Origin of the sequence: Castellaniella sp. (assembly GCF_047971665.1) — a bacterium.
Lineage (GTDB): Bacteria > Pseudomonadota > Gammaproteobacteria > Burkholderiales > Burkholderiaceae_B > Castellaniella.
In genome coordinates this window covers 62,387-79,063 of the sequence record NZ_JBKEAA010000021.1, presented here as the reverse complement: position 1 = coordinate 79,063, position 16,677 = coordinate 62,387, and the positions used below count along the sequence as shown (strand labels likewise).

At 65.3% G+C, this 16,677-nt stretch carries 9 protein-coding genes; 2 read left to right on the top strand and 7 right to left on the bottom strand.

Annotated features, from left to right (window positions below):
* Nucleotide 1: 1 nt before the first annotated feature.
* Complete coding sequence (locus ACK5JE_RS09595) at nt 2–844, bottom strand: class II glutamine amidotransferase (protein ID WP_416801486.1); 843 nt, start codon at nt 842–844, stop codon at nt 2–4.
* Nucleotides 845–994: 150 nt separating this feature from the next.
* Nucleotides 995–2,149, bottom strand: coding sequence for a cytochrome P450 (locus tag ACK5JE_RS09590; RefSeq protein ID WP_416801485.1), 1,155 nt, complete (start codon nt 2,147–2,149; stop codon nt 995–997).
* A 355-nt stretch (nt 2,150–2,504) separates the two neighbouring features.
* Between ACK5JE_RS09590 and clpB the strand changes: the two genes are divergently transcribed.
* Nucleotides 2,505–5,096, top strand: a complete 2,592-nt coding sequence (gene clpB / locus ACK5JE_RS09585; RefSeq protein ID WP_416801484.1) for an ATP-dependent chaperone ClpB — start codon at nt 2,505–2,507, stop codon at nt 5,094–5,096.
* Nucleotides 5,097–5,282: 186 nt separating this feature from the next.
* Here the strand turns inward: clpB and ACK5JE_RS09580 are convergent, their stop codons facing one another.
* The 4 genes from ACK5JE_RS09580 to glnE all read right to left on the bottom strand — a co-directional run bounded on the left by ACK5JE_RS09580 (nt 5,283) and on the right by glnE (nt 11,572).
* Nucleotides 5,283–7,346, bottom strand: coding sequence for a TonB-dependent receptor (locus ACK5JE_RS09580; RefSeq protein WP_416801483.1), 2,064 nt, complete (start codon nt 7,344–7,346; stop codon nt 5,283–5,285).
* Nucleotides 7,343–7,795 carry a hypothetical protein gene (locus ACK5JE_RS09575; protein ID WP_416801482.1) on the bottom strand — a complete coding sequence of 151 codons (453 nt, stop codon included), beginning with the start codon at nt 7,793–7,795 and terminating at the stop codon, nt 7,343–7,345. Before ACK5JE_RS09575 ends, ACK5JE_RS09580 begins: the two co-directional genes overlap by 4 nt.
* Nucleotides 7,796–7,844: 49 nt before the next feature.
* On the bottom strand, nt 7,845–8,603 hold the full coding sequence (locus ACK5JE_RS09570) for a hypothetical protein (protein WP_416801481.1): 759 nt from the start codon (nt 8,601–8,603) through the stop codon (nt 7,845–7,847).
* 215 nt (nt 8,604–8,818) lie between these two features.
* Nucleotides 8,819–11,572 carry a bifunctional [glutamate--ammonia ligase]-adenylyl-L-tyrosine phosphorylase/[glutamate--ammonia-ligase] adenylyltransferase gene (gene glnE, locus ACK5JE_RS09565; protein ID WP_416801480.1) on the bottom strand — a complete coding sequence of 918 codons (2,754 nt, stop codon included), beginning with the start codon at nt 11,570–11,572 and terminating at the stop codon, nt 8,819–8,821.
* 70 nt (nt 11,573–11,642) lie between these two features.
* Here glnE and ACK5JE_RS09560 point away from each other — a divergent pair, with 70 nt between their 5' ends.
* Nucleotides 11,643–15,254: a YhdP family protein gene (locus tag ACK5JE_RS09560; RefSeq protein ID WP_416801479.1), complete on the top strand. Its 3,612-nt coding sequence runs from the start codon at nt 11,643–11,645 to the stop codon at nt 15,252–15,254.
* Between the two features lie 81 nt (nt 15,255–15,335).
* On the opposite strand, the gene gdhA is transcribed toward ACK5JE_RS09560, so the two are convergent.
* Entirely contained in the window at nt 15,336–16,676 is a 1,341-nt protein-coding gene (gene gdhA, locus ACK5JE_RS09555; RefSeq protein WP_416801478.1) for an NADP-specific glutamate dehydrogenase, read from the bottom strand.
* Nucleotide 16,677: the final 1 nt, after the last annotated feature.

Below are 16,677 nucleotides of genomic sequence, written 5' to 3'. Positions count from 1 at the left end.
TTCATGCCGCCGCGTCGGCACAGGCCCGATTGGCCAGGTTGCGGCGCTGGACGTCTTCAGGGATCTCGATGATCTGGCTGGCTTGAGGCCGGCCATCGACGAACATCACCAGTTCGCCCGGGTTGAACACGGTCCAGGTCTCGTTGTCCGTCAAGGGCTTGGTCGTGATGACCGAGACGCAGTCGGCGCGGGCGTTGGTCCGGGAAAAATCGACAGACATGTCGGTATCGACCAGGTGCGCCACCTGGAAGGGCCAGGCGCGGACGATATAGTACAGGTGCGTGGAGCAATGCGCCAGCATGCAGCGCCCATTGGACAGCAGGAAATTGAACACCCCGTAGCAGGTGAGCTCGGCCGTCATCTCGGCCACGGCAGCGAATAATTCCGTGTCTTCCGGCTCGTGGGCGACGAAGCGCTCGCGCAACCCGTCCATCATGGTGCAGAAGGCCCGTTCGCTGTCGGTCTGGCCGATCGGCATATGGGTGCCGCGCAGATCGGGATCGAAATCCTTCAGGTCGCCATTGTGGGCGAACAGCCAGTGCCGCCCCCACAGCTCGCGCATGAAGGGATGGCAGTTTTCCAGTTCCAGCGAGCCCTGGGTGGCCTTGCGAATGTGTGCGATGACGTTGCGGGACTTGATCGGGTAGTGCTTGATCAGGTCGGCGACTGGGGAGCGGCAGCAGGGCGCATTGTCCAGGAAGCAGCGTGAGCCGCGATTTTCGTAGAAGGCGATGCCGAAGCCGTCTGCGTGATGGTCAGTCCCGCCGCCGCGGGCGGCAAATCCAGTGAAGGAAAACGTGATGTCCGTGGGCGTGGCGCAATTCATGCCCAATAACTGACACATGGCAGGCAGGTCTCTCCGATAGGCCAGGGCAATATGGACCCTGATTGTTTATGACTTAATTGTAGACCTTGCTACAGAGAATGGGCGCGTCGGCCCGTGGACAGGCCGCCCATCGGGCGCGGAAACCCGCTGATCGGGGCGCTCAGCGCCTCAAGCGTTGTGTAATTGCAACGTGACCTGCCGATAGCCGCTGGCGGGATAGATGGCCGGGATCGGGGGCTGGTCGGCCACCGGCGCCAGCGTGCGCGTGTGCTTCAGCAGCGCGCGGATCATGGCTTCGATTTCGAGTCGCGCCAGCGGCGCCCCCGGACAGACATGGATTCCCGCGCCGTAGAGCAGGTTCAGGGATGGATCACGGTCGAGGCGGAATTCGTCGGGATCGCCGAAGACCTCTTCATCGCGGTTGGCTGAGGCCCAGATCAGCGTGATCCGCTCGCCGGCCTGAATCTGCGCATCGCCCAGTCGCACCGGACAGGTGGTGGCGCGGCGGTTGGAGATGAGCGGCGCGTGGATGCGCAGGATCTCGTCATTGGCTGGCCGGATCAGTTCCGGTTGCTGGCGCAATTGGTCCTGCAGTTCGGAGTGGGTGGCCAGGTAGTGCGCGATGATGCCGATGCTCGAGGCCATGGTGCCGAGTTCGCCGACAGCCCAGTTGCGCAGGATACTGACGATTTCGTCCTCGGTCAGGGGCCGACCGCTCACAGTCTCGCGCAACAGCCGCGTGGTGGCGTCGTCGGGCGCCTGTTCGCCTGCGTCGCGGCGGACTTTGAGCAGGGCGCGGATGGTCGCGTCGAATTCGGTGGCCACGGCGGCGAGCGCCTTGGGCTCGCCCGAGAGCGTGGCGGCGTTCTTTTTGTCGATCCATTGCCGCAGTGGTTCGTGCAGACAGTCGGGCCAGCCCAGGAAGGCGCACTGCATGCGCAGCGCGAAAGGGTTCGCCAGACCGGACATGATTTCGACACAGGCTTCGCGCGGCAGCGCGGCGACCAGTTCGGCACAGAGCCGGTGACAGACCGGCTCGAAAGCCGCGATCCGGTCCGGGCTGAAGTAGGGCTCGATCAGTTTGCGATAGGCCTTGTGCTCGGGAGGATCCATGCTGTTGGGCACGGAGACATGGCGCGAAGCCTTGTTGCTGAAGGTCTCGTGGTCCAGCAGGATCCGGGTGACGTCGGTGTGGCGGAAGACGGAATAATGCAGATAGTCGCTGTGGGCGACCGGGCAGCGTTGGCGCATGTTGTCGTAGGCGGCGATCGGGTCGGCGAGGACTTCGGGTGCGCGTGGGTCCCAGTCCTGAGGTGCGTTCATGGTGTTCCTTTCTGGCAATGCGAAAACGGCCTGATTTCAGGCTGTTACAGGTCGGACTCAAGGGTACGCCCATGAGAGGGCATCGTCTCCCCGGAGACGGAGTTATCTGGCGGTTTCTTGATTTTCCGCAATGAAGTCCAGGCCGGCGCAGGATATCCGGAGAGCCGGGCATGGTCGTCCAACGGCCAGGGCCTCCGCTCGGCGAGACGCGCGTGGCGCTGCGCCGGCCTCGGGCCGCCCGACCCGACCGTCTGATCGCCGGGTCGGCTTGACAGCGGCTTGAAAATCCGCTTTTAGCCCGCATGTAGCGAACATCGGGGCAAGACGCCCCCCGCCCATTTCAGGGGAACCACCCATGCGATTCGACAAACTGACGACCAAGTTCCAGCAGGCGCTCGCCGATGCCCAGAGCCTCGCGGTGCGTCATGACCATCCCTACATTGAAAATGCGCACCTGCTGTCGGCCTTGCTGGCCGATGCGGACAGCGGCGCGGCCAGTCTGCTGGCCCGCGCAGGCGTGGCCGTGCCGCGCTTGCAGACCGAGCTCGAGCGCCAGATCGCGGCCATGTCCACGGTCCAGGGAGCCGAGGGCAATATCCAGGTAGGGCGTGAGCTGCAGGCCGCGCTGGCCCGCACCGACAAAGAAGCCGGCCAGCGCGGCGACGCCTACATCGCCAGTGAGCTCTATCTGCTTGCCCTGGCCGATGACAAAAGCGAGGTCGGCCGCGCCCTGCGCGAAGCCGGCCTGCAACGCAAGGCCCTGGAGACCGCCATCGAGGCGGTGCGCGGTGGCGCGCCGGTGACGGGCGCCGAGGATGAGGACAACCGCCAGGCACTCAGAAAATACACCCTGGACCTGACGGCGCGGGCGCGCGAGGGCAAGCTCGACCCGGTAATCGGCCGTGATGACGAGATCCGCCGCACCATCCAGATCCTGCAGCGGCGCACCAAGAACAATCCCGTGCTGATTGGCGAACCCGGCGTGGGCAAGACCGCCATCGTCGAGGGCCTGGCTCAGCGCATCGTCAACGGTGAGGTGCCCGAGACGCTCAAGGGCAAACGCATCCTGGCGCTGGACTTGGCCGGCCTGCTCGCCGGCGCCAAATATCGCGGTGAATTCGAGGAGCGCCTGAAAGCCGTGCTCAAGGAACTGTCCCAGGATTCGGGCCAGACCATTGTCTTCATCGACGAGTTGCATACCATGGTGGGCGCCGGCAAGGCCGAGGGCGCCATGGATGCCGGCAACATGCTCAAGCCCGCCCTGTCCCGGGGTGAATTGCATTGCGTGGGTGCGACCACCCTGGATGAATATCGCCAGTACATCGAAAAGGACGCCGCGCTGGAGCGCCGCTTCCAGAAGGTGCTGGTCGACGAACCCGACGTGGAGTCCACCATCGCCATCCTGCGCGGTCTGCAGGAGCGCTACGAATTGCACCATGGCGTGCAGATCACCGACCCCGCCATCGTCGCGGCGGCGGAACTGTCGCATCGCTATATCACTGATCGTTTCCTGCCCGACAAGGCCATCGACCTGATCGACGAGGCGGCGGCGCGCATCCGCATGGAAATCGACTCCAAACCGGAAGTCATGGACCGGCTCGACCGGCGCATCATCCAGCTCAAGATCGAGCGCGAGGCCGTCAAGAAGGACAAGGACGAGGCTTCCGGGCGCCGCCTGAAGGCGATCGAGGACGAACTGGCGTCGTTGCAGCGCGAGTACAACGACTACGAGGAAATCTGGAAGGCCGAGAAAGCCGCCGTTCAGGGCGCTCAGGCCGTAAAGGAGGAAATCGACCAGGTCCGCGCCGAAATGGCGGAATGGCAGCGCAAGGGGCAATACGACAAGCTCGCCGAGCTGCAATATGGCCGTCTGCCCGAACTGGAAGCCCGCCTGAAGGCGGCGGAATCGACGCCCAAGGCCGAAGAGGCCGGCAAGCCGCATCTGCTGCGCACCCAGGTCGGGGCCGAGGAAATCGCCGAGGTCGTGTCGCGCGCCACTGGTATTCCCGTGTCGCGCATGATGCAGGGCGAGCGCGCCAAGCTGCTGAGCATGGAAGCCGTGCTGCATGAGCGCGTGGTGGGGCAGGACGAGGCCGTGCGCCTGGTGTCCGAGGCCATCCGCCGTTCGCGCGCCGGTCTGTCGGATCCGAACCGTCCGTATGGCTCGTTCCTGTTCCTGGGGCCGACCGGCGTGGGCAAGACCGAGCTGACCAAGGCGCTGGCCCGTTTCCTGTTCGATTCGGACAATCACCTGGTGCGCATCGACATGAGCGAGTTCATGGAAAAGCATTCGGTGGCCCGCCTGATCGGCGCGCCGCCGGGCTACGTGGGTTACGAGGAGGGCGGTTATCTGACCGAAGCCGTGCGCCGCAAGCCCTACAGCGTGATCCTGCTCGACGAGGTCGAAAAGGCCCATCCGGACGTGTTCAACGTGCTGCTGCAGGTGCTGGACGATGGCCGTCTGACCGACGGGCAGGGCCGCACGGTCGATTTCCGCAACACGGTGGTCATCATGACCTCGAACATCGGTTCGACGCACATCCAGAACATGGCCGACCAGCCCTATGATGTTGTCAAGGAAGTCATCCGCGACGAGCTGAAGACAGCGTTCCGGCCGGAGTTCCTGAACCGGATCGACGAGATCGTGGTTTTCCATGGTCTGGATGCTGCGCACATCGAGCCGATCGCCCGCATCCAGCTGAAGCGTCTGGCCGAGCGCATGGCCCAGCAGGAAATGCGTCTGGAGGTTTCAGATGCGGCGGTGCAGGAGCTGGCCCGCGCCGGCTACGATCCGGTATTTGGCGCGCGGCCGTTGAAACGCGCCATCCAGCAGTTTGTGGAGAACCCGGTGGCGCGGCTGATCCTGGAAGGCCGTTTCGGTGCGCGGGATGTCGTGCCGGTGGACTGGGACGGCGAAAAGTTCGTGTTCGAGCGCACATTGCAGTAAACGCCCGTTTCGTCCGGTTCCATTGCTTGCCGGACGGCGCAAACCGGCCGCCTCGCCCGTTCATAGGTGCGGCGGTCGGTTTGCATGGGCCGGGGACGCGTCCGTTCCGAGAGCAGGTCGGTTTGCGTGGTCCGTGACATAGTAAAACGAACCGGGGGCGGTGCGGTCCGGTGCGGATGAAGAGACTCAGAACCGGAAACTGGCGCCCACGAATATTTCACGGCCTCGCGCCGGGTAACCGACGGCGTATTCGTATGCGTGGTCGAACAGGTTGTTCACCCGCAGGTAGACGCGGGCGCCATAGGCCGGGAAGGATTTTTGAATCTGCATGTTGGCCAGCACGTAATTGCCGAAATCGACCTGGTCGGCTGCGTTCACGCGGCTCGTCACGATGCCGCCGAATTGGCCGTACAGGTCGCCCGACAGACGCCATGTCGGCAGGAAGCGCCAGGCTGCGCTCAGGCTCAGCACCTGTTTTGGCCGGTAATTCTGGCGGGTATCGGTCTGTCGGGAATAGATGTCCATCAAGGTATAGCCGGCGCGGACCGTCACGGTCCGGACAGGTTTGAAGGCGCCGCTGATCTGGAAACCACGGCTGATGACGTCGCTATTGAAATATTGTTGCGATGACCGGTCGTTCTGGATGAAATGGTCGATGCGGTTGTTGAATCCGCCGACCCTGATGCGGCTGGTCGTCGAGGGGGCCCAGACAATCCCGCCCTCCAGATTGGTGGAGCGTTCGGGCGCAAGGTGCGGGTTGCCCTGTACCGGGTCGAACAATTGATCGAGCGTCGGGAAGCGGATTTTGCGTGAATAGGAGAGGTAGGGCTGGACCTGGGGGGTGAGATCGTAGGTCGCGCCCAACATCCATTGCGTGCCGTTGTGCCGCACCGAAGCGGTATCGAAAATTTCATGGCTCAGACCGGCCGTCAGGCGCAGCCGTCGGGTCGGGTTGACCTGATATTCGAGCGCGGTCGAGTAGGTACGCGCCGTGTGGCGCTGGTCGAGATCGCCGAACGCATATCCCTGGCCGCCACCGCCGCCGCCGCCGCCGCCGCCACCGCCGCCACCGCCGCCACCGCCGCCACCGCCGCCACCGCCGCCGCCTCCGCCACCACCACTACTGCCGGCGGCGCCCGCAATGGAGATGTTCCGGATGAAGCCGGTCAGTTCGTCCTGTTCCTGGCGGAAGCTGAATGCCCCGGTCAGGCGGCCGGCGGCGCCGAAGTCATACTCCATTTGCGCACGGCCGCCACTAACCGTCATGTCATCGACCTGGTGATAGGTCTGGACTTTCGGGTCCGCCATGCTTGAATAGTTTTCGTCGTCATACCGGTCCCGCACCGTGTACAGATGATTGAGGTAGCCGCTCAAGCGCAAGCTCAGCGGGTTGGCCGGGGTATAGGCCGCGTCGATCTGGAGTGATTGGCCTGAAATATCGTTCAGCCGTTGAAACTGCTGGCCATTGGTGTAGACATTCGAGGCGGTGGAGGCAATGGTGTTCGGTGGCAGGCCCTCATGGCCTTCGACGGCCGTTCCGGTCAGGCCGATTCGCCAGTCGCCCAGACGCAGGCCGACGTTGGCAAAGAAATTCGACCGCCGCGCATCGCTGTTGGCGCGCAGGCCCTCGTCAGGCACGGGATAGCCATCGCTGCGCGTATGGCTGGCACTGATCAGGAAATCGGCACTGTCGTTGCCGCCGGACAAGTCGCCGGTGACACGGCGCGAGTGGCCCGAGCCGATTTCCACGCCGGCCCCGCCATGCAGGCCCTGCGCGCCGCGTTGCGTGATCACGTTGATGACCCCGGCGTTGGTGCCTGGGCCGTAGAGTACGGAGCTGGCGCCCTCCAGGACGTCGATCCTGGCGATGGGTTCGGTGGCGATCAGCGAGGGGTCGAACTGTCCGTCGGAGGCCGCGTTCAGCGGCACGCCATTCAGGTACAACTGGGTCTGGCGTGGCGGCAGGCCGCGCATCATGATCCGTGGAATGCCTTGCGCGCCAGGATTGATAGTGAGTCCTGGCGTGGTGCGCAGCGCCTCGTTGAGCGTCCGCGCACCGAGTTCATCGATCAGTCCGGCATCGACGGATTCGACATTCTCGCCGGCGGTTTGTGCCGCATTGGCATGCACCACGACTGAACCGAGGGTATAGGGCGGGTTGTTCGGCGCATCTGTGACTGCGGCGAGGGCGAGCGAGGAGGCAGCGAGCGCGGAGGCGCCCGCCAGCAGGCTGACGGAGGAGGGCTTCATGAATGCGGCCCGTGCTTTTGTGTGTGCAGGAAATGCAGCGCCAGGCTTGCGATCAGGCCGCCGCAGGCGCCGGACAGAAAGTGTGTGGAGAAGGGGAACCAGAGCATGCCGTCGCTGACCCCTGGAACCCGGCTGCCGGCGAGGACGGGTAGCAGCCGCGCGATATTGGCCAGGCCGCCCACCAGGGCAGCGCCCAGGATGCCGGGACGTGGACGCCGCAGGCACAGGTCGAGCACGAGCGCGGGCAGCAGATAATGGAATACGCCTGGCAACAAGGCGCTGCCGAGGCTGACGCTGAAGGCCAGGGCAACGGCGGCCGCGCCCGCGCAGGCGAATGCCGGAGGTCCCAGACGGTGCGCGGCCACCAGCAAGGCGATAGTGATTCCTCCTCGCCAGCCCGGCAAGTGCAAGGGCAGGCGCAGCCATTGTTCCGCCAGCACGAGCGCCATGCCGATGCCCGCGCAGAAGATAAACGCCGGCCAGCGCGCCGGCGCGCGATCAGAACTGTCTGAGTACTTGCTTGGATACGGGCTTCCACTGAACGCCATGGTCGGGGCCTCCTTTTTCGATCAGTAATACAGCTTGATCCTCTTGCAGGATGGGCCTGGGCCACCGCCCCGCATCGATGAGGTCGTCCTCGGCAACCGTCGCATTGCCTTGGTATTCGCGGATGAGGTCGATGCCGGCGGATTGGCGCAGATGGCCTGCCGTCACCACGCCGGTGGTTTCGCGCAGATTGGGCAGCCAGGCGATGCGGCCGTCCATACCTGTACGCCGCAGGCCGACGGCCGCCAGCGCGCCGATGATGCCGCCGTGATCGCCCGTCAGGCCTTCGAGCTGGATGGTGTGCTGCTGTGCGGTGGCGCGGGCCTGATCGATGTCCAGGAGTTCCTGCTTGGCGCGCCGGCCATACCTCTGAATGGCCGGTGGCACCGCATGCCACGCAGCGATGCACAGGCCGGCATCCGAATCTGGCGCGCTGTGTGTCAACAGGTAGTCGCGGCAAATCGACGCGGCGGCCTCGGGCTGACACGTTGCGATCACCACGCGCATGCAGAGGGAGCTGTTGTGGGAGGTATAGCGGACCCGGGGGTCAAACAGAAGTTGGTGGCGGGTGATATCGAGCAGGCGCACGGCGCCTTCGCGCATCAGCCGGGCGCCCAATTGACGAGCATGGCGACCGGTCCCGGGCGTGTAGAGATTATCGGTATCGTCGATACCGATCAGGTAGACCTGTTCGCTTTGATTGAATTCCATGGTGTACCGAAGTGAACATGAGTGTCGATCCGTTTTTTTCGTTATATATATTACAATATAGCGATAGATTGGCGATTTGTAAACCTTGTTTTCATGGATGGCGCGCATGCGCGGCGCCGCGATGGCAGGGGGAGAACGAATCGACTGCGTCAGGCAGAATCCGCCGGGGATTGGAGGCAGGGCGGGCGTGGGGGACGCTCAACCCATGGCGCGGCTCAGGCGGTGCCCAGTACGTATTCCCAGAGTTCGCCCACGGCTTCGCGCTCGCGTTTGAACTCCGTCTGCGGGATGCGCGCCTTGTCGGCGCCCTGGAGGCGCAATTTGTGCTGGCGACGGCGAAAGACGCGGTAGGCATCCGCGGCCTCGGCGGCCAATGGGCCGGGGATCAGGCCGGCGCGGGCCGCCAGCCCCAGCAGGGCGATGTTGCCCAGGTTGCCCAGCAGCTCGGGATGCGCGCCGGACTGGCTGAGCACTAGGAACTGCGTGATGAACTCGATATCCACCATGCCGCCCCGGTCGTGTTTCAGATCAAAGTCGCCGCTGCGGTTGGGGTGTCCCTGGGAAATCTTGTCCCGCATGGAGCGGACCTCCTGGCGCAGGGCCTCGGGGTCGCGCGGCAGCAGCAGGATGCGCTGGCGGATGTCCTCGAATCGGGCGCCGATGGCCGGGTCGCCGGCCACGAAGCGCGCCCGGGTCAGAGCCTGGTGCTCCCAGGGCCAGGCCTGCGCCAGCTGGTAGTGCTCGAAGGCGTCGATCGGCAGGGCCAGCAGCCCGGCGTCGCCGTCCGGGCGCAGGCGCAGGTCGATCTCGTACAGCCGGCCCGACGAAGTCAGGGTGGACAGCCAGGAGGCGACCCGGCGGCCCAGTTTGGCGTAGCGTTCGCTGGCCTCCTGGTCCGGATCGTCATAGAGGAAGACCAGATCCAGGTCCGAGGCGTAGCCGATCTCCTTGCCGCCCAGCTTGCCATAGGCAATGATGGCAAAGCGCGGTTCGCCGGGATCGGCCCGGCGTTCACGAGGCAGCACCTGGGGCCAGACCCGGCGGATGGCCTCGGCCAGCATCAGGTCGGCCAGGGCCGACAGGAGGTCGGCCAGTCCTTCGACGCTGATGACGTTTTCCAGATCCTGGGCCAGGAGCTGGAAGGTGATCTGATGCTGGACGTCGCGCATCAGGTTCATCTGCTGTTCCACATCCGGCTGACCGTCGGGCAGCAGGCAGGCGTCCAGGTCGCTGCGCAATTGCTCGGCCAGGGTCTGAAAATCGGGCGCCTGCATCAGGCTGCGCCATTCGATCAGGCTGTCGAGCAGCAGAGGATAGCGGGTCAGATATTCCGAGGCCCAGGGACTGGCCTGGACGATACGCGCCACCCGGGCGAGGGTCTCCGGGTATTCGGCCAGCAGGGCCAGGTAGGCGCTGCGCTGGGCGATGTTTTCGACCAAGCTGAGCAGGCGTTGCAGCGCAACGGGCGGATTGTCCGTGCGGGCCGCCGCCCGGGTCAGGCCCGGCAGCAGGGCGTGCAGGCGTTTCAGGCTGGAGCGCGGCAGGCTGCGGACCCGGTGGCTGTCGAGCAGCGCGTCGATGCGTGGCTGCATGGTGTCGGCCAGGGTGTCCGGCAACGGTTCGGCGGGGGAGCCTTCCTGGGAAGGGGCCGGCTCCTGGGTGTCGCCGCCCATGCCGGCGATGCGAAAGGCATCGCGAAAGCATTGCGAGACGCATGCGCGGTGCTGTTCCAGTTCCGTCAGGAATCCGGCCGTGTCGGCGTGACCCATGGCGCGGGCCAGCGCCGCCATGCCTTCGTCGGTGCGAGGCAGCAGATGGGTCTGTTCGTCCTCGCGGTATTGCAGCATGTGCTCGACCCGCCGCAGGTGGATGTAGGCCGCCTCCAGGCCGGCTGCCTGGTCGTCGTTCAGGATGCCGGCGCGGCGCTGCTTGTGCAGAGCCGCCAGCAGATTGCGCTGTTGCAGGGAGGGCTGGCGGCCCGCCCGGATCAGTTGATTGAGCTGAATGACGAACTCGATTTCGCGGATGCCGCCTTCGCCCAGTTTGATGTTGTGGCGGGTGTCCAGCCCTTTGCGGGCCTGGGCGCGGCGCTGCCAGTCCGTACGGATGCGTTCGCGCAGGCCGCGCAACGCCGCCAGCGCGTCGAAATCGAAATATTTGCGGTAGACAAAGGGCTGGCGCAGGGATTCCATGTTGCGCGCCTGGGCGGCGAAGGCCGCCTCATCGAACAGCGGGCAGGGGATCAGTCGGGCCTTGAGCCAGGCGTAGCGTTCCCATTCGCGGCCCTGGACGACCAGATAGTTCTCCAGGGCGGCGAGGCTCCAGGCCAGTGGTCCGCTGTCGCCATCCGGGCGCAGGCGCAGGTCGGTGCGAAAGACGATGCCGTCGGCATCGGGCTCGGACAGGATCGGCATCATCAGCCGGCAGACCTTGCCATAGAACTCGTGATGGCTGATGCGCTTGCGTCCGTCGGTTTCGCCTTCCTCGTCGTACAGCATGATCAGGTCGATGTCCGACGAGACGTTCAGTTCTTTGCCGCCCAGCTTGCCCATGCCCAGGATCAGCATGTCCTGGGGCGCGCCGGTGTCCGGGTGGCGGGGCATCCCGTGGATCGCCATCAGGGTATGCATGGCGCAGGCATAGGCCTCGCTCACGGCCAGATCGGCCAGATGCGACATGGCCGACACGACTTCGTGCAGGGGGGCCAGCCCGGCGCTGTCGCGCACCATCAGCGTGGCGAAGACCCGGGCCCGCAGCCGGCGCAGGGCGCGCCGCAGGTCGGGCTGGGGAACGGGGCGGAGCGTGTCGGGGCCGAGCAGGTCGGCATACCAGTCGGTCAGCGTCTTGCGGGTGACGGGCCGGTCGGCATCGGCCGCCAGGCGCTCCTCCAGATCGGGATGGGCTGTGAGGTAGCGCCGCAGGGCGCCGGACCATTGCTGGGCGGGCTTGAATATAATGGTCTCGGACATGGGGGCTGCCTGTGAAGAGCGGATTCTGATGGCTTGTTCAGAGGACCCCTAACATACTGCAAAAGGTGGCATGCGCCAAACCATTTCACGCCATGGTTCTACCTGGGGTCGCCGACTTCTCGCGGTCGCAGTCGTCCTGTATTTCTGCATCGGAATCGCCTTGCTGGTCTTGCGCTATGCCGTGTTGCCGCAGATCGATGGCTGGCGCCCACGCATTGCCGCGCAACTGTCCACCGCCTTGGGCACGCTGGTCGAGCTGGGGCCCATCGAGATTCGCTGGCATGGCTGGAACCCGGAGTTCGAGGTGCGGGATGTCCGTTTGCGGGCCGATGACGGGCGCACGCTGTTGACCATACCGGATGCGCGTGCGCGGCTGGATTGGCGGGCCCTGCTGCCGGGCGGCCGAGGGCTGCTGGACCTGCGGGTCGAGGGGATGGATCTGACGCTCGAGCGCCTGCCGGATGGCCGGCTCAGCCTGCTGGGGCAGACCTTTGGCCTGACCGGCGCGCAAGGCTCGGCCGATCTGCCTGCGGTGCGCTGGCTGCTGGCTCAACCCAGGATCACCATTCACGATACGACGGTGCGCTGGGTGGATCGGATGCGCGTGGCGCCCGAGTTGCGCCTGGACGATGTCCAGGTGCTCCTGGCGCAGGATCATGGCGCCCTGGGCGTCTCGTTCAGTGCGCGGGTGCTGGATGGGGGGGATGCCCGGCTGGATTTGCGTGCGCGGCTGGCCGATCCCGACACGCTGGCGCAGGGGCGCCTGCCTTCGGACTGGCAGGCCTGGCTGCAGGTCGGTCCGGTCCGGTCGCAGGTCTGGCGAACCTGGGTGGATATGCCGTGCGCCTTGCAACAAGGCCGGGGGCGGGCGCAGGCCTGGGTGCAGACCCGGGATGACCGGCCTCGTCTGACGCTGCTGCTGGAGACCGATGACGTTCGCTGGTCGGACCGTGCCGGTCTGTCGCTCGATATGCCCGAGGCGGGTGTCTGGGCCGAGGGCTTTCTGGATCAATGGCAGGCGCTGGCGCAGGGCGATCCGATGCCGGACGGCCTGGAGGTGCAGTTCCGCATCGAGGGCGGGCAAGTGACCATGCCGGCGGTGTTCGCTCAATCCCTGTCTCCGGGGCGTCTGGCCGCGCGTGGCCGTCTGCGGCACACCGGCGCCTGGGCGCTGAAGCTGGATGAGCTGAGTTGGCGCAATGCCGATATCGACTTGCAGGGCGCGGGCGCCTGGCAGTCCGGCGGTCTGGCCGGCAAGGCCGATTTCCAGGGCACGATTGCCCGCGCCCGCCTGGGCGCCATTCATCGCTACTTGCCCCTCGAGGTCAATCCGGATGCCCGGGATTGGCTGGCGGGCGGGTTGCATGCCGGTGAAGTCGTCAATGCGCACTGGCGGTTGCAAGGCGACCTGGAGGCGTTCCCCTTTGGAGAGCGGCCGCAGGCGGGGGATTTTCGTATTCAGGGCGCTTTTCGTGAGGCGCGCATCGAGTTCGTGCCCGGGGCCAGGCCGGCGGATGTCTGGCCCTTGCTGGAGAACGTCACGGGCACGGCCGACCTGCATCGCACGGACCTGAGGCTGACGGCCTCCACCGCGCGCATGCGCCCCGAGCCGGGGCTCGAGATCGCCCTGTCCGGGCTGAAGGCGCGGATTCCCGACCTGGAGCATAATGCCACCCTGCAAGTGTCCGGCCAGACCCTCGCTTCGGGGAAAACCTATATGTCGCTGATCCGGCATTCGCCCCTGGCCGAGATGCTCGAGGGGGTGTTCGATGAGGCGCAGGCCGGCGGCTATTGGGCCGTGCCGCTGTCTCTGACCATCCCGCTGCTGCACAGTGAGGATACCCGGGTCCAGGGGCGTGTGGATCTGCGCCAGGGCAGTTTGCGGTTTTTGCCGCATGCGCCCGTCTTCGACGACATCGACGGGCAACTGTATTTCAGCGAACAGGGCGTGCGGATTGCACAGCCGTTGAGCGCACAGCTGCTCGGTGGCAAGGTGCGCATCGATGGCAGCCTGGGCGGGGAAAAAGACACCGGCCTGGCGCTGCGGGGCCGGATCGGCGCCCGGGCGCTGGCGAATTATCTGGATGTGCCGGGGATGCGGCGGATCACCGGTGCGTTGGACTATCGCGCCACGGTCAGGATGCAGGGCCGCCATACGGTTTTCGTGCTGGATTCGGATACCCGGGGGCTGGGACTGGATTTTCCCGCGCCGCTGGCCAAGTCCGCCCGGCAGGCCCGGCCTCTGCATGTGCAGTGGACGGATGCCGATTCCAGCGCGGATCGGCTGGAGGCGCAGTATGGAGATGCGCTGCGTCTCGCCCTGCGGCATGACCGGAAAACCCGCAAAGGACCTTATTTTCAGGGTGCCGGAATCGGGATCGGGCTTGCCGCCGACGCTCGCGCGGACGGCCTGCGGGTCGAGGTGGGCTATCCGCTGTTCGACCTGGACCTGTGGAACCAGATCGTCGATGAGTTTTCCATCCGCAGACGCGGCGCCAGCTCGCGGCGTCCCGCGGCACGGCTGCTGCTGCCGGACCTGCGCCAGCTGAATGCCCGGGCCGACCAGTTGCGGTTGTTCGGAACCCGCCTGGATCAGGCGGTGCTGCGAGCCTCCCGCACGCCCGATGAGCGCTGGTCGACGCAATTGCAGTCGAAACAGACCAGCGGCACTCTCAAATGGCAGGAACGCGATGGCCGCGTGGTGGGCAGGATGGAGGCCCGTTTCTCCCGCTTGAGCCTGGGGGATGATCCGGCGAACTTTCAGTCCTTGCTGCCTGACGCCGAGCCCGACGAGGAGGCTTCTTTCGATGACGATCTCGAGATTCCGGGCATCGACCTGCGGGCCGATGAGCTGCGATTGTATGGCCGCTCCCTGGGGGCTCTGGCGCTCGAAGGCGTGCGCGACGGCGTCCGCCATGTCTGGATGCTCAACGACCTGCGCCTGGGCGACAAGAATGCCTATCTGCGCGGCTCGGGCCTCTGGCGGCTGCGTGGCGCGGATCGCGGCCTGGCGTTGACTGCCTCGGTCCAGGCGGTCAACCTTGGCGCCTGGATGCAGCGGGCCGGATGGCAGGACGTCATGTCCGGCGGCAAGGGCGCGCTCAAGGGCCGGTTCCGCTGGGACGATCTGCCCTGGACGCGCGAAAAGGCGAATCTGAGCGGCACTCTGGAGATCGAACTGGATCAGGGACGGTTCCAGAAACTGGGCTCGCGTTCGGCCAAACTGCTGGAATTCCTGTCGCTGCAGTCCATTACCCGGCTGACAAAGCTCGACAGCGGCCTGTCCGGCTTGTCCAAGGACGGTTTCCCTTTTGATCAGTTGCGCGGAAAACTGGACATGGATCGTGGACAGGTGAAGGTTCACGACTACAAAGTGATCGGGCCGGTGGGTACCATTCTGCTCGAAGGCGACACGAACATCGTCAACAGCACCCTGGCCCTGCAGGCTGTTGTCGTGCCCAATCTGGATGTCAGCGGGGCGGCACTGGCAGCCGGAATCGCCATCAATCCGCTGATCGGCCTGGGTGCCTTCGTGACCCAATGGCTGCTGAAGGAGCCGTTGGCCAGGAGCATGTCGGTGCGCTATCGGATCACAGGCGACTGGGACGACCCCAAGGTCGAAGAGATTCCGGTGGCTGTGACACGAGAACCCGAGCCTGAACCCGTGACGACCATCAGATAAGGCGACGCCGAGAATCCTCCGTCCCTGACGAAAAAAGCGCCCGCAGGCGCTTTTTTCGAGGCGGTGGCGGTGCGGCCCGTCTCAGTACACCCCTTGGGCCAGCATGGCGTCGGCCACTTTGACGAAGCCGGCGATGTTGGCCCCGTTCAGATAGTTGACGGTCTTGCCTGTCGTGCCATGGCGCACGCAGTTTTCGTGGATGTCGCGCATGATGGCGTGCAGCTTGGCATCGACTTCTTCGCGGGTCCAGTTCAGGCGCTGGGCGTTCTGGCTCATTTCCAGGCCGGAGACGGCCACGCCGCCGGCATTGCTGGCCTTGCCGGGCGCATACAGCACGCCGGCCTCGATGAAGGCCTCGGCCGCCTCGATGCTGGAGGGCATGTTGGCGCCTTCGGCGACGCAGCGCACGCCATTGGCGATCAGGGTGCGGGCGTCCTCGATTTCGAGTTCGTTCTGCGTCGCGCAGGGCAGGGCCACGTCCACGGGGACATGCCAGGGGCGCTTGCCGATCTCGTAGGTCAGGCCGAATTGCCTGGCGTATTCCTCGACGCGACCGCGCTTTTCGTTCTTGATCTCGATCAGGGCCGCCAGTTTTTCCGGTGTGAAGCCCGCCGGGTCCACCACGCAACCATGGGAGTCCGAGACCGTGACGACCTTGGCGCCCAGTTGCAGGCATTTTTCGATGGTGTATTGCGCCACGTTGCCCGAGCCGGACACCGAGATCGAATAGCCCTCGAGAGACTGGCCGGCGTGCTTGAGCATTTCTTCGGCGAAATACACGGTGCCGTAACCGGTGGCTTCGGGGCGGATCAGGCTGCCGCCGAAGGACAGGCCCTTGCCGGTGAAGATGCAGGCGCTCTGGTTGGAGAGTTTTTTCATCATGCCGGCCATGAAGCCGACCTCACGCGCGCCCACCCCGATGTCGCCGGCCGGCACATCCGTGTCCGGTCCCAGGTGGCGGTGCAGTTCCATGATCAGGGCCTGGCAGAAACGCATGACCTCGGCGTCGGACTTGCCCTTGGGGTCGAAGTCGGAGCCGCCTTTGCCACCGCCCATGGGCAGGGTGGTCAGGGCGTTCTTGAAAGTCTGCTCGAAAGCCAGGAACTTGAGGATCGAGAGATTCACCGAGGGGTGGAACCGCATGCCGCCCTTGTAGGGACCGATGGCCGAACTGTGCTGGATGCGAAATCCCCGGTTGACCTGGATCTGACCGGCATCGTCCATCCAGCTGATGCGGAACTGCAGGGCGCGTTCGGGTTCGACGAGGCGTTCGAGCAACGCCTGGCTGGCGTAGCGCGGGTTCTGCTTGATGAACGGCCACAGGCTGTGCGTGACTTCTTTGACCGCCTGCATGAACTCGGGTTGGTTCGGATCCCGGGACTTGACTCTGTCAAGAAACTGATCGATGGAAGGAAGTGTCATC